The sequence below is a fragment of the Pseudoalteromonas sp. APC 3358 genome (genome assembly GCF_030408075.1).
GTDB classification, from domain to species: domain Bacteria; phylum Pseudomonadota; class Gammaproteobacteria; order Enterobacterales; family Alteromonadaceae; genus Pseudoalteromonas; species Pseudoalteromonas arctica.
Map to the genome: position 1 here is coordinate 320,538 of NZ_JASDCE010000001.1, position 13,782 is coordinate 334,319.

At 38.2% G+C, this 13,782-nt stretch carries 11 protein-coding genes; 6 read left to right on the plus strand and 5 right to left on the minus strand.

Features of this window, described 5'->3' with window-relative positions; all coding sequences use genetic code 11:
* Positions 1 to 4: 4 nt before the first annotated feature.
* Entirely contained in the window at positions 5 to 1,861 is a 1,857-nt protein-coding gene (locus QL995_RS01465; RefSeq protein WP_356947980.1) for a cytochrome c/FTR1 family iron permease, read from the minus strand.
* A 283-nt stretch (positions 1,862 to 2,144) separates the two neighbouring features.
* Positions 2,145 to 3,428 carry a sodium:proton antiporter gene (locus QL995_RS01470; RefSeq protein WP_007580638.1) on the minus strand — a complete coding sequence of 428 codons (1,284 nt, stop codon included), beginning with the start codon at positions 3,426 to 3,428 and terminating at the stop codon, positions 2,145 to 2,147.
* A gap of 332 nt (positions 3,429 to 3,760) precedes the next feature.
* Here QL995_RS01470 and QL995_RS01475 point away from each other — a divergent pair, with 332 nt between their 5' ends.
* From QL995_RS01475 to QL995_RS01485, 3 genes are all read left to right on the plus strand, one after another.
* Positions 3,761 to 5,677 (plus strand): ATP-dependent DNA helicase, encoded by a 1,917-nt coding sequence (locus QL995_RS01475; protein ID WP_101163490.1) that lies wholly within the window; start codon positions 3,761 to 3,763, stop codon positions 5,675 to 5,677.
* Between the two features lie 9 nt (positions 5,678 to 5,686).
* Positions 5,687 to 6,388, plus strand: a complete 702-nt coding sequence (tsaB, locus tag QL995_RS01480) for a tRNA (adenosine(37)-N6)-threonylcarbamoyltransferase complex dimerization subunit type 1 TsaB (RefSeq protein WP_290291958.1) — start codon at positions 5,687 to 5,689, stop codon at positions 6,386 to 6,388.
* Between the two features lie 68 nt (positions 6,389 to 6,456).
* The gene (locus QL995_RS01485; RefSeq protein WP_007580633.1) at positions 6,457 to 6,786 is read left to right on the plus strand and encodes a hypothetical protein; all 330 of its coding nucleotides are present in this window, start codon (positions 6,457 to 6,459) and stop codon (positions 6,784 to 6,786) included.
* A 257-nt stretch (positions 6,787 to 7,043) separates the two neighbouring features.
* Here QL995_RS01485 and QL995_RS01490 read toward each other — a convergent pair whose 3' ends face one another.
* On the minus strand, positions 7,044 to 8,333 hold the full coding sequence (locus tag QL995_RS01490; RefSeq protein WP_007580632.1) for an alkaline phosphatase: 1,290 nt from the start codon (positions 8,331 to 8,333) through the stop codon (positions 7,044 to 7,046).
* Between the two features lie 415 nt (positions 8,334 to 8,748).
* On the opposite strand from QL995_RS01490, the gene QL995_RS01495 reads away from it, so the two are divergent.
* The 3 genes from QL995_RS01495 to rnd all read left to right on the plus strand — a co-directional run bounded on the left by QL995_RS01495 (position 8,749) and on the right by rnd (position 12,550).
* Positions 8,749 to 9,600, plus strand: coding sequence for an alpha/beta hydrolase (locus QL995_RS01495; protein ID WP_290291963.1), 852 nt, complete (start codon positions 8,749 to 8,751; stop codon positions 9,598 to 9,600).
* Between the two features lie 115 nt (positions 9,601 to 9,715).
* The gene (gene fadD, locus QL995_RS01500; RefSeq protein WP_007580629.1) at positions 9,716 to 11,368 is read left to right on the plus strand and encodes a long-chain-fatty-acid--CoA ligase FadD; all 1,653 of its coding nucleotides are present in this window, start codon (positions 9,716 to 9,718) and stop codon (positions 11,366 to 11,368) included.
* A 51-nt stretch (positions 11,369 to 11,419) separates the two neighbouring features.
* Entirely contained in the window at positions 11,420 to 12,550 is a 1,131-nt protein-coding gene (rnd, locus tag QL995_RS01505; protein ID WP_290291971.1) for a ribonuclease D, read from the plus strand.
* Positions 12,551 to 12,702: 152 nt separating this feature from the next.
* On the opposite strand, the gene minE is transcribed toward rnd, so the two are convergent.
* Positions 12,703 to 12,966, minus strand: coding sequence for a cell division topological specificity factor MinE (gene minE, locus QL995_RS01510; protein ID WP_004334706.1), 264 nt, complete (start codon positions 12,964 to 12,966; stop codon positions 12,703 to 12,705).
* A gap of 1 nt (position 12,967) precedes the next feature.
* Positions 12,968 to 13,777: a septum site-determining protein MinD gene (gene minD / locus QL995_RS01515; RefSeq protein WP_007583272.1), complete on the minus strand. Its 810-nt coding sequence runs from the start codon at positions 13,775 to 13,777 to the stop codon at positions 12,968 to 12,970.
* Between the last annotated feature and the right edge of the window lie 5 nt (positions 13,778 to 13,782).

Genomic DNA, 13,782 nt, shown 5'->3' on the forward strand with positions numbered 1-13,782 from the left:
GGCATTACTCTTGGTTTTTGCTTTTAAATATATAAAAGCTAAATATAGCGAACACACATACTTGAGCCACAATACCTTGCCATGTTGACTTTATACCAAGCCATGCAATATCAAAGCTCATTGGTAGCGGCGCAATACCTATTATGTCGGCCTCTTGTAATGCAATAACGGCTTTGCCCATAAGCACAAACGAGAGTGCAAATAATAGGTAAGTGGTAATGGCAAAAAACTTAGCAACCGGTAATTTAATTGAGTACTTAATCAATACCCACGTAATAATAGCCAGTATTGCTACAGCTATCGCAAAACCCGAAGCAATAGATGAATATTGAGCAGGCGAGCTTTGCGTTAATAAAGACTGATAGAACAGTACGGTTTCGAATACTTCACGGTATACGGCTATAAACGAAAGCCCTGCTAAACCCCATAATGTACCCGATTCAAGGCGCTTATCTATATTGTCTTTGATGTATTTTTGCCATTGCTGCGCACTGGTTTTACTGTGCATCCATACGCCAACATAAAGTAAAATTACAGCGGCAAACAATGCACCAGCACCTTCCATAACTTCGCGACTTGCACCACTTATTTCTATTAATGTTTGCGCCGCAGCCCACGTTAAACCACCAGCAATAAGTGCGGTTACCCAACCAACATGTACATATTTAAGCGCGTCTTGGCGTTTAGTTTTAATAAGTACGGTCATAAGGGCAATAATAACGAGGAGTGCTTCTAGGCCTTCGCGTAGTAATATAACTAAACTCGCTGAGAGGAGTGCACCATCAGTTAGTTTGGTTTCGTTTAGCATGCTATCTGCTTTAGCGAGTTGAGCTAGCGCTGCACTTACTTTTTCGCCAACGATGGCTGTATCTTTCTCGTTTTTAAATGTTTGGCGCAGGTTCATCAGTTGTACTTCGATATTTTTACGCAGTGTTTCGTCGTAGGCATTTAAGTTGTTTTCAACAAGCTCAAAGCCATCTAGGTAAGCGCTAATTGCTAAATCACTTGCTTGTGAGTAATTGCCTTTAGCATGCGCGGCTTGCGCTGCAAGTAACTGCGTGCGAGTAACCGTTATCGGATTCTTTTTACCGGTAAATAGTTGCTCTGGATTACCACGAAGCCATTTAACGTAATGTGCTTGTGTTTCACTTTGACCTGCCGATAATTGTGCAGGGTTTAAGTTTACAATCTGCGAAGCGGTAATGTTTTGCTCTAGATTTTGTGGTTTTTGAACATCTTTAAATGCCAAGCTACCTACATAAAAAGCTAAAGACCAACGTTGTTGTTCATTAAATTGAGTAAAAGCAACCATTGGCGTGTCGTTAATACCATTACTTACAGCGTCAAATAAACCCATTAATGAGCGGTTAGTTGCACGTTCTTCATCGGTAAAGTTGGTAGGCTCTGGCGATAAGTTTTTTGCAAGCGGGCCGTCGCCTTGACCACTTGGGCCGTGACACATTGAACAGTTAGCAGCAAAAAGCGCTTTAGTTTGCTCGACAGGAAGTAGTGATGTAGGTAACGATAGTTGCGGCATAAAGGTCAGTAGCGACTCACGAAGCGCTGAGCTTGCTGCACGTACATCGGCAACACTCGCTTTATTGGCAATCGCTGTATGCAGGGCTTTAGCTTGTGCTTTTACTGTATCAAACTCATTTGTTTGGCTTGATAGCTGTCCAGCTTGCTCAATAATAACGTGCGAAAATTCAGTCATTTCTTGATATTCGTCAGGATCAAGTATTTCACCATTCCCAACAGCTGCCACGTAATCAACACCTACATACTCTGCAAGCTGTGCAATTTGTTTTATTTTTGTTTGCTCATTAGGCGAGGCTGAAACACTAAAGCTTGCCATGACCATTATAAAAAGCATAAAAAAACATTGAAATTGTCGTTTGCTCAGAGACACCAAATTTAAAAACATGTGAGAATTATTTATGGACATCGAAAAGCCCTGTAGAGGAAAAGTCAAAATTATAATTGTTTTCATTTGCATTTCAAGCGGATTAATTTAAACAAAGCAGATAAATAAAAAGGATAACAATTTATAGAACTTTAAAGTGTTTTTGTAACACGTGAGTAACAGTAACCAAGTGATTTTTATAATAACTTGGTTACTGAATATGTTGCAGACAAAGCATTTATTACTTGGCTTGCTCAGCTGACTTAATGCTGCTTTGAATAAGCGGCGAAATAGTTAATCCTTGTACAATAATAGAAAATATAACCACTACGTAAGTAACAATAACGATTAGGTTATGTAGGTCTGAACCGCCTACAAAAACTTGCTCGCGTGGGATTGCTGCCGCCATTGCCAGAGCAAGGCCACCACGTAGTCCACCCCAGGTCAAAATTTTAACACTGTGTTTATCGTAAGTTCTAAAGCGTTTAAAAATTACAAATGGTGCGCCTACACTTATAAAGCGTGCTAGCAGTACAACAGGTACCATTAATAACCCTAAACCAATTTCGCCAAGCGTGATTGGCATAGTGACTATTAGCATACCTATTATTAAAAACAGTAGAGCATTTAGAAAGCTGTCGGTTGCATGCCAAAAATCTTTTACGTAGCGGGTGTCTTCGGGACCCGTACGCTCGGTTGCTTTAGTGCGGGTAATATTACCCATTAATATGCCACTGGTTACCATGGCAAGTGCGCCAGATATTTCCCAAATATTTGCTGCAGCAAAACCTGCTGTTGGGATAGTTAAGGTAATTAATAAGCGAATATTTACATCGCGGCTATTAATAATTAAAAAGTGGCCTACTAATGCAATGACTAAACCAAACGCAATGCCCCCTATTGCATCAACAAAGAATAGCTCTGCTATGTCACCAAATTGTGCATCTGTGCCATAAAAAGCAACAGAAAATATAGTGGTAAATATAACTAAACCAATACCATCGTTAAATAGCGACTCACCTTCTACTTGAACTGAGATGCCTTCTGGCGCTCGCATTTGTTTAATAATAGCAAGTACAGCGATAGGGTCGGTTGGGCTAATAAGCGCACCAAACAGTAAACAATAAATAAAAGGGACATCAAAACCAAAAACTGAAAATAAATAAAAGCTTAAATAACCCACTATAAATGTGGAGGCAATGGTTGAAAACAATACCAGGGCAGTAATTTCCCACCGCTGCTTACGCAGGGCAAGTAGGTTTATTTCGAGCGCACCCGCATAAAGTAAAAACCCCAACATGCCTTTAAGTAGTAACTCGTTAAAGTCAATACTGGAAACAATTTGGGTCATTGCTAATGCGTTCTGATCGCCTAATAATTTTACTGCAATAATCAGTAATAAAGAAATAACCACAGAGCCGGTAGTAATGGCAATAGTAGTTTGCATTTTGAGGATGTACTGGTTTGCAAAGGCTATAAAAATTGCAATTGCAGAGAGAAAACAAATGAGGTACCAAGCATTCATTGATTAACCTTAACTATTTTTTAAACGACACACAAAAAGGAGGATTATAAACCCGCGTATGTTACTCCTGTAATATTTGAGAGTCACAGTATTTATGCCTAAATATAGCTTTTAATGAGGATTGTTTTTAGTAAGAGTTAATAGGAAATGTGGCTTTGTAAATATTGTCATTATTAAATTAAATGTACGTTATAAATACAGTGTTTGTTGTAAACTTTAGTGGTTAATCACATTATTGAAACGTGTGTTGCATCATAAAATAAAAGTCGATTTTGTAATTACTTGCCCTAAATGCTTTGCTTACGTAAAATCCCGCTATTATTTATTTTAAAGTGATTGGTATTATCAAACAGCTGTTTAGTGCAACCGGACCTTTGGCGTCATCGTTAGATGGATATACGCCTCGCCAACCACAAATTGATATGGCAGTAGCTGTTGCAGATGCATTAAAAAACAGTTCGCAATTAGTTGTTGAAGCAGGCACGGGTACTGGTAAAACATTTGCATATTTAGCCCCTGCACTTAAATCAAAAGGCCGAACGATAATATCGACTGGTTCTAAAGCCTTACAAGAACAGTTATACCACCGCGATTTACCTCAATTAGTGAAAGCGCTTGGTGCTTCTAAAAAAACCGCCTTATTAAAAGGGCGTGCCAATTACTTATGTACCTACCGACTTAATCAGCATGTTGCGCATGTACCTACTGATGACTCCGACGTAATGCACCAACTAGCGATGGTGGCTAAGTTTGCCAGTGAAACGCAATCAGGCGATTTAGCCGATTGTATTGGTATAGAAGATGACGCGAAAGTACTGCCTTATGTAAATTCAACAGCCGATAATTGCTTAGGTAAAGAGTGTCCAGATTTTCAAAGCTGTTATATACGCAAAGCACGTTTAACTGCGGCCGATGCCGACGTAGTTGTGATTAACCATCATTTATTTTTTGCCGACATGGCCGTAAAAGAAAGTGGCTTTGCTGAGCTTATGCCAAAAGCTGACGCGTATATATTTGATGAAGCCCATCAGTTAAGCGAAATTGCCAGTGATTATTTTGGTGAGAGTATTAGTACTAAAAAGCTGGTGGATTTAATTAATGATTTACGTGCTATTTATAGAGCCGAAATTCCCGATATGCTGCAGCTAGGTAAAAGCTTAAATAAGCTTGAAACAAGCGTTGCTGATTTACGATTACAGTTTGGTGTTGATGGCAGTAGAGGCGATTGGCGAGAAAAGCTAAGTGATAAACAAATATGCGCGGCGCTTCACCGCGTCATTAGTGATTTAGATTTTGTTTATCAAGTACTTAAACTTTGCCTAGATAGAAGCGACAAAATTGAGCACCCGTTTGAGCGTGCACTTGCGTTTAAAGGGCAGTTAGAGCGGGTTTTTGATACAGCCCAAACCGGTTTTAGTTACTGGTATGAAACAACGCGCCGTTATTTAACTATTAATATAACGCCATTAAATGTATCAGCTAAATTTGCTCAAATGATGCAAGACACGGGCGCAGGCTTTGTATTTACTTCAGCAACACTTTCGGTCGACAACAAACTAGAGCATTTTAATGCAAGCCTTGGTTTAAAACCAAAGCAAAGCATGATGGTAGATAGCCCATTTGATTACCCTAATCAGGCGTTGCTGTGTTTACCGCGTTACTTACCTGAATCGCACGCTGATAATATGCCCCATGCAATTGTAAAATTAACACTTGAGCTTATAAAGTCAGCGCAAGGGCGTTGTTTTGTGTTATTTACGAGCTATCGAATGATGCACTTAGTTGCCGAAGGGCTCACTACGCAAATAGACTACCCAGTTTATATGCAGGGGCAAATGTCTAAGCGTATTATTTTAGAGAAATTTACCCGCCATGGTAATGCTGTATTACTTGGCACGGCTTCTTTTTGGGAAGGTGTTGATGTACGCGGCAGCACGTTAAGCTGTGTTATTATAGACAAATTGCCATTTGCAGCCCCTGACGATCCATTGCTTCAAGCTAAAATGCAAGATTGCCAAATGCAGGGAAAAGACCCTTTTTCACACATACAATTACCGCAGGCTGTTATTGCGCTAAAACAAGGTGTAGGGCGTTTAATTCGAGATAGTAAAGACAAAGGCGTACTTGTAATATGCGATAATCGCTTAGTTACACGCCAATATGGCCAAGTATTTTTAAAAAGCTTACCGCCGATGCGCCGCACGCGAAGCTTAGAAGATGCCAATACATTTTTAAAACAAATTAATTAGAGTAATAAAATGATCAAAAGTAATATTCTTGCCCTTGATGCTTCAACTGAAGCACTTTCAATTGTTTTACATTTTCAGGGCCAAACATTTCATCATTTTGAAGAATGTCCGCAGCAACATAGCCAAAAAATACTTCCACTTGTGGATGAGCTATTAACTAAAGCAAACTGTAAATTAAAAGACTTAGATGTCATTGGTTTTGGGCAAGGCCCGGGTAGTTTTACTGGTGTGCGTATTAGTGTAGCAATAGCACAAGGTTTAGCGTATTCAACTAATTTGCCGCTTGTAGGTGTGTCTACTTTGGCTATTATGGCGCAACAAGCATTTGAACAAAACGGTAGTCTTAGTGTTTATCCAAGCATAGATGCACGCATGGGTGAGATATACTTTGCACATTACCAAGCGCAAAATAATCTAATGCTTTTAGTTAACCAAGAATGCGTTATAAAACCTGATTTACTAAACAATGACTATATATCGACTACTGAGCCATCTATAGCCGTGGGCACAGGCTTTAAAACCTATCCTGATGCGCTTAATGACTTTGAAAACGTGACAATTAATACTGATATTACATTGCCTGATGCGCGTTATATGTTAGCGCATGTTGAAGCCGCGTTTTTAGCGGGTGATGTTGTAAAAGCGAGTGACGCTCAACCTAAATATGTGCGCGATACGGTAACGTGGAAAAAGCTACCAGGACGTGAGTAATCATATTATTTGCAAATTGGTTGTTTTTAAATCATAATTTTATGCAATATTAAGGTTGGAGATGCGTAATGACGCTGCCTATTGGTTCAGGTTTTTTTACCGGAGATATTCCGGGTAGGGTTAGCCCTACTAAAGTTGTTACTAATAAACCACAGAGTTTATTAGACCAGCCGGCTGCTCAAAAAACGAATACCGATTATGTAAAAAGCAGTGTCGAGGGTGTCGAACTGGCTAATCAACTGTTTAAAAGCAGCGCTAAAAGCAATGAATACAGCCAAACAATTTACGACCAACCGACAGCTCAAGTAAGTAAAGCGATTTCTACTTATACTGAATTTGCCAATTTAGAACGCAGAGCCGAAGTACAAAATTTAATAGGCGTTGATATATACGCTTAAAGCTCATTCAAACGTTTTAGATAAATACAGTGATAAAATTCAATAAAAAGCCCGAACATGTGTTCGGGCTTTTTACGTTCAAAACGAGGTGAAATTATACCAATTCGCTTAATTAAGTGATCTATTTTGAGGGAAGAAAATCGTGTCGATAACAAGGCAAAAATTTCGTTATTTAGTTGTTCTATATCAGAAATTTTTAACGTAGTTAACGTCAGATTTAACCCCTCAAATTGATTAAGTATTATTGCGGATTGGTATTACTGTTCAATAAAGCCAATTAGCTTATCGGCAATATCAGTATTATTTTGTGAGCCAATAAATTGCTCACTGCCTTTGCCATAGGCAAATACTTGAACGTCTACAGCGGTGTGTCCGCCGGTTGTCCAGCCAGTAAAGCTCGCATCACTAATAATACTTTTAACAGCTAAATTAAGCGCTTTTTCGCCCATTTTTTTAGCTTGCTCTAGTTTGATTTGGTTTTCAGTTGTAAATTCAATATTGGTGTTAGCAGTCCATACTGGTTTTAAGTCTTTAGACTCCATAAGTTTGTCTGTTAACTTACTAGCCGTTGCCTTAACACCTTTAATTACGTCTGTTTCCCATTTAAATTGGCCGTGCGAACCAATAGTTAAACCGCCCGTTGAGTGATCGGCTGTAACTACAAGTATCGTGTCTTTATTTTTATCAACGTACGCTTTTGCTTTTTCGATTGATTTAGCAAAGTCGTCCATTTCAGCCATCGCACAGGCTATATCGTTAGAGTGACCACACCAATCAATTTGGCTGCCCTCAATCATCACAAAAAAGCCTTCTTCGTTCTGGTTATCTAGCAAACCAAGCGCTTTAGATGTTAACTGAGTAAGGCGAGTTGGGTTTATATCAAGTGCAAATGGCAGGCCTTTGCTTGCATACAAACCAATGGCAGGTATTTGTGTAATTTGGCCCAGATTATTAATATCGTCACCGTATTGATAACCTGCCGCTTTAAATTCTTCAACTAAATTACGGTCATCACGAATAAAATATTTAGTACCGCCACCTAGCATTAAATCAACGGGTAATTTACCAGCAATCTTATTATCAATATAATCGTTAGCAATATCATCATAGTTGTAACGAGATTCATTGTGAGCTGTAAAGCTAGCAGGTGTTGCATGGTTTATTTGTGACGTTACAACAAGCGCTGTTGTCATACCACGCTCTTTTGCTATTTCAAGCATAGTTTTAACTGGTTTCTTGTCTGTATCTACAGCAACTGCGCCATTATAACTTTTATGACCGCTACTAAGCGCTGTAGCACCCGCAGCACTGTCTGTTACATAAGTATGGTCGTCAGGGTAGGTATGAGCCATGCCTTTTAAAATAGTGTCAAAAACCGTGCCTTCTACTTCTTTTGTTGCAGGGTCATCTTTAAAATAGCGATAAGCCGTGGTGTAAGCCGGACCCATGCCGTCACCAATCATATAAATTACATTTTTAGGTGCTGATTCTGCGTAAGCACCAGAAGCGGTGCATAAAAGTGCCAATAAACTGATCTGTTTTTTCATGGTTGTACCTTATGAGTGTACCTTATTTAATAGCCGCTGATATTGTATACAGATAGGATGATAAATAAATGAATATCTGAGATATTTATAATTTATACTTTGATTTTATATACATAGAATTGTAGTTAACGCTGTTAGTTCTATTTATTTAAATTATACTAGTTATAAGCTATCTATATATGGTGCTCTCACCTTTTATTTGTTTAAAAGGTACTCAAAATTAATATGTTAAAAAAACTTTGCTTATTATTCCATTTTTAAGTTATTGAAAATATTGAGTTTGGTTTTCTACTCAGTGCTATATTTGATACCAGGAAGATAATTAAAGCGTGAATTTGGCACCATTTTCTAAGTTAGTGGTCTGACAACTTGTATGCTATAAATAATGATGCTCTAAATTAATAAAGGACTTACCGTGCAGCCATTTAATATTGAAACCAATAATTTAAATATTCATGGCTTAAAAGTAGGTTCAGGGAACGAAATAGTTATAGCGTTGCATGGGTGGTTAGACAACTGCCATAGCTTTATGCCAATGTTAAACAACGTTAACCCAAAACACACTTGGTACTGCATTGACTTTGTTGGGCACGGTTTATCGTCTTGGCGAAGTGATGATGCACACTATTATTTTATTGATTATATTGATGATGTGTACCAACTTATAAATGCGCTTGGTGTTAAAAAAGTACATTTAGTAGGTCATTCAATGGGGGCTATGGTTGCAGGACTTTTTGCTAGCTGCTTTAGCGATTATGTAAAGTCTGTTACCTTTATTGAGGGAATTGGTTGTGTTACAACCCCGAGTGAAGGTGTGTGTGAACAGTTAAAAAGTGCAGTACTAAATAGAGCGCGTTTAAAAAATAAAAAGTCGAGAATTTATAAATCGAAAGAACTTATTTATGAAGCACGCGCTCAAACAACCGATTTAAATAGCGAGCTTATTACGCTATTAATGCAGCGAAATATAAAACAGGTTCTAGATGGTTTTGCGCTAACAACAGATCCAAAGCTCAAAAATCACTCAGGTTTTAGGTTTGATGAGGCGCAATGTATTGGTGCAATAAAAGATTTAATTGCACCATGTCAATTAATTTTAGGTAACGAAGGTTATTCGTTTGTAAAACAAAATTTGGCAAAGTATATTAGTTATTACAATAGCTTGAAGGTCATTAATGTAGATGGTGGGCATCATTGCCACATGCAAAGCAGTGAACACTGTTTTGAGCATATTCAAGACTTTATGCTGCAAAATGGTGCATGTTAATTGTAAGTTTGTGTTAAATGTGGGATTATTCCTGCATTAGAGTATTTGCTCAATTGTTAAAGCGCCTTACTTAGATTAAGGTTAATAAAAATATAATTATAAACAGGGGCTAAGAGTGGAAAAAATCTGGCTTAAGCGCTACCCAGAGGGTATGCCTGAAACAATCGATCCTGAGCATTACAACTCGTTACTCGAAGTGTTCGAAAAAAGTTTTAGTGACTACACCGATTTACCTGCATTTACGAATATGGGTAAAACGATGTCTTACGATGAAATAGACACAGCAACAAAAAAAGTTGCTTCCTATATTCAAAACGATTTGGGTCTTAAAAAAGGTGACAAAGTTGCCGTAATGATGCCTAACTTACTACAAACACCAGTCACAATTTTAGGTGTTTTGCGTGCAGGTTGTGTGGTTGTAAATGTTAACCCACTTTACACAGTACGTGAATTAGAGCATCAGCTAAAAGACTCTGACACTACGGCTATTTTCATCCTAGCAAACTTTGCTGACACACTTGAAAAGTCACTTGCTCATACTGATGTTAAGCATATTGTGGTCACGCAAGTAGGCGATATGGTTGGCGGGCTTAAAAAGCATGTCGTTAACTTTGTTGTGAAGCACATTAAAAAAATGGTGCCAAAGTTCAACTTGCCTAACACAATTAAATTTTCAGACGTTTTAGCTGCAGATGAAGCTAAATATACGCGCCCTGAAATGAGCTTGTCTGATCTTGCATTTTTACAGTACACCGGTGGCACAACAGGTGTATCTAAAGGGGCAATGCTGAGCCATGGCAACATGGTTGGTAACCTTGAACAAGTTTCAGGTTGTTTAGACAAAGTGTTAAACCGTGGTGAAGAAGTGGTTGTGACTGCTTTACCGCTTTATCATATATTTGCCTTAACAGCTAACTGCCTAACATTTATGAAGTACGGTGGTTTAAATATATTAATTACAAACCCACGAGATATGCCTGGGTTTGTTAAAGAGCTGGGTCAGCACAATTTCACAGCTATTACCGGTGTTAATACATTATTTAATGGTTTATTAAACACACCAGGTTTTGCTGAACTTGATTTTAGTCATTTAAAAATGTCTTTAGGCGGCGGTATGGCCGTTCAACGTCCTGTTGCTGAAAAATGGCAAAAAGTGACTGGCTCAAAATTAATGGAAGGTTATGGCCTTACAGAATGTTCTCCTTTAGTTACTATTAGTCCTTTTGATTTGAAAGCATATAATGGCTCTATTGGTTTACCAGCGCCTAACACTGATATTAAATTGGTTTTAGATAACGGCGAAGAAGCCGCTAAAGGTGAACCTGGCGAGCTTTGTGTTAAAGGCCCGCAAGTCATGGTTGGTTATTACAAACGACCAGATGCAACCGCTGAATGTTTAAAAGACGGCTGGTTTGCTACAGGTGATATTGCGACTTATGATGACGAAGGTTTCTTCTTTATTGTAGATCGTAAAAAAGACATGATCATCGTATCTGGCTTTAATGTTTTTCCTAATGAGATTGAAGAAGTAGTGGCTATGCACGAAGGTGTGCTTGAAGTAGCTGCTATCGGTATTCCTCACGATGTAAGTGGTGAACAAGTTAAAGTTTTTGTTGTGAAAAAAGACCCTTCTTTAACTGAAAAAGATATAATAAGTCACTGTCGTGATAATTTAACTAATTACAAGGTCCCCAAGCTGGTAGAGTTTAGGGATGAGTTACCTAAGACTAACGTAGGTAAGATACTCCGAAGAGCCTTGAAAGATTAGCAACCTATAAAAAAGCCGACATATGTCGGCTTTTTTATTGTAGGAGATTAAGTGCAATACCAATTGATCGAAACCCAAAATCAACTGAACACTTTTGTTGAACAAATAAAAAAAAAACCTATTTTAGCTATTGATACTGAGTTTATGCGTCGTCGTACTTTGTATCCAGAAGTTGCACTTATCCAAGTTTTTGATGGTGAGCATTTAGCGCTTATTGACCCATTAGCGGAACTTTCACTATTTGATTTTTGGGAAATACTTAAAGATCCTGCAGTTTTAAAAGTACTGCATTCTCCTTCAGAAGATATTGAAGTTTTTCAAAAGTACGCAGGCTTTGTCCCAGCCCCATTATTTGATACACAATTTGCGTTGCAGCTACTCGGTGAAGGTAACTGTATGGGTTTTGCTCTTATGGTAAAAGAGCTGCAAGGTATTGAAATAGATAAAAGCGAGTCACGCACTAACTGGCTGCAACGCCCGTTAACTAAAAAACAATTAGACTACGCGGCTGCTGATACTTTTTACTTATTACCGTGTTTTGAGCTGATTATCGATCGTATTAATGCCGCTGGCTTCTTTGACATTGTAATAAACGAAAGTGAATTGATTGCCAAAAAACGTGCATTTCAAACACCTGACGAACTTTTATATAAAGATATTAAAAATGCATGGCAACTTAAACCGCACGAACTGGCGGTGTTAAAAGAGCTTGCTGTATGGCGAAGAAATAAAGCTATCAAGAAAAATTTGGCGCTTAATTTTGTGTTAAAAGAACATAACATGACTGAAATTGCCAAACGTGGTCCTTCAAGTTTAAACGCTCTACGTCAAATTCCAGGTGTTGAAGCTATTGAAGTTAATCGCTCTGGTGTAGATATAATAAAGTGTATTGAAGCTGCCAAAGAAGTTCCAGATGCTCAGCACCCTGATGTACTTAAGCGCTTAATTGATTTTCCTACTTATAAAAAAGTAGCAAAAGATATAAAACAAAAAATCACTAAAGTAGCTAAAGAGCATAATATTCCAGAAGATGTTATGGCTTCTAAAAAGCAAGTCAATCAACTGATTAGTTGGAATTGGAAGCTAACTAATGAGCAAAAACAGAGTCATATAAAGCCTGATTTATTGAGCTCTTGGCGATATACCTACGTTAAAGACGCTTTAAAAGAATGGGATACTTAAGACTAAATATTTTCTTCAACTGTGTGATACTTATCTATAGTTTTTGTGTTACATAGTTAAAAGTTTTAGTTGCACGAAGGGGATTAAAGCGTAGGTATTTAGAAAGTTATTGCGAAAATAAAGAGGGCGCTTATAAAGCGCCCTTTCTTCAATTACTTCTTTTCTTCATCAGGTAGTGTAACGTTTAGCTCAAGTACGGCTAAATCGTCTTCGTTCTGATCAAACTGAACCTGAACTGCATCGGTACTTACGTTCACGTATTTACGGATCACATCTAAAATGTCTTGTTTTAATTGTGGTAAGTAATCCGGCGTTCCTCGTTGAGAACGCTCGTGCGCGACAATGATCTGCAATCGCTCTTTTGCTAGTGACGCACTGTTTTTCTTTTCTGAGCGGAAGTAGTCAAGTAAAGACACGTTAACCTCCAAAAATCCGTTTAAATAAGCCTTTTTTCTCAACGTCTAAGAAGCGAAAATCGACGGTTTCACCTAGTAAGCGGTTAATTGCATCAGAATAAGCTTGGCCTGCATCAGATTCTGTATCCAATATAACAGGTTGGCCTGAGTTTGAAGCACTTAATACCGCTTGCGATTCAGGAATAACACCTAATAGTGGGATTGACAGAATATCTTGCACATCTTCTACCGATAGCATTTCACCTTTTTCAACACGACTAGGATTATAGCGTGTTAATAGTAAGTGTTCTTTAATGTTTTCTAGGCCTTCTTCAGCACGTTTTGATTTGCTGTGTAAAATACCTAAAATACGATCTGAATCTCGAACTGACGACACTTCTGGATTTGTTGTCACGATTGCTTCGTCAGCAAAGTACATTGCCATCATAGCGCCAGCTTCAATGCCTGCTGGTGAATCACACACAATGTAATCAAAGTCTTCTTTTAATTCGTTTAATACGCGTTCAACACCTTCACGAGTTAATGCGTCTTTATCACGAGTTTGTGAAGCGGGTAGTAAAAATAATTTATCTACACGTTTATCTTTAATAAGCGCTTGGTTAAGGTTTGCCTCACCATTAATTACGTTTACAAAGTCATAAACAACACGGCGTTCACAACCCATAATTAAATCTAAGTTACGTAAACCAATATCAAAGTCGATAATAACTGTTTTATAGCCTTTTAACGCTAAGCCTGTGCCAATTGCAGCACTTGATGTTGTTTTACCAACACCGCCTTTACCTGAGGTAACGACAATTACTTTTGCCATGAGAT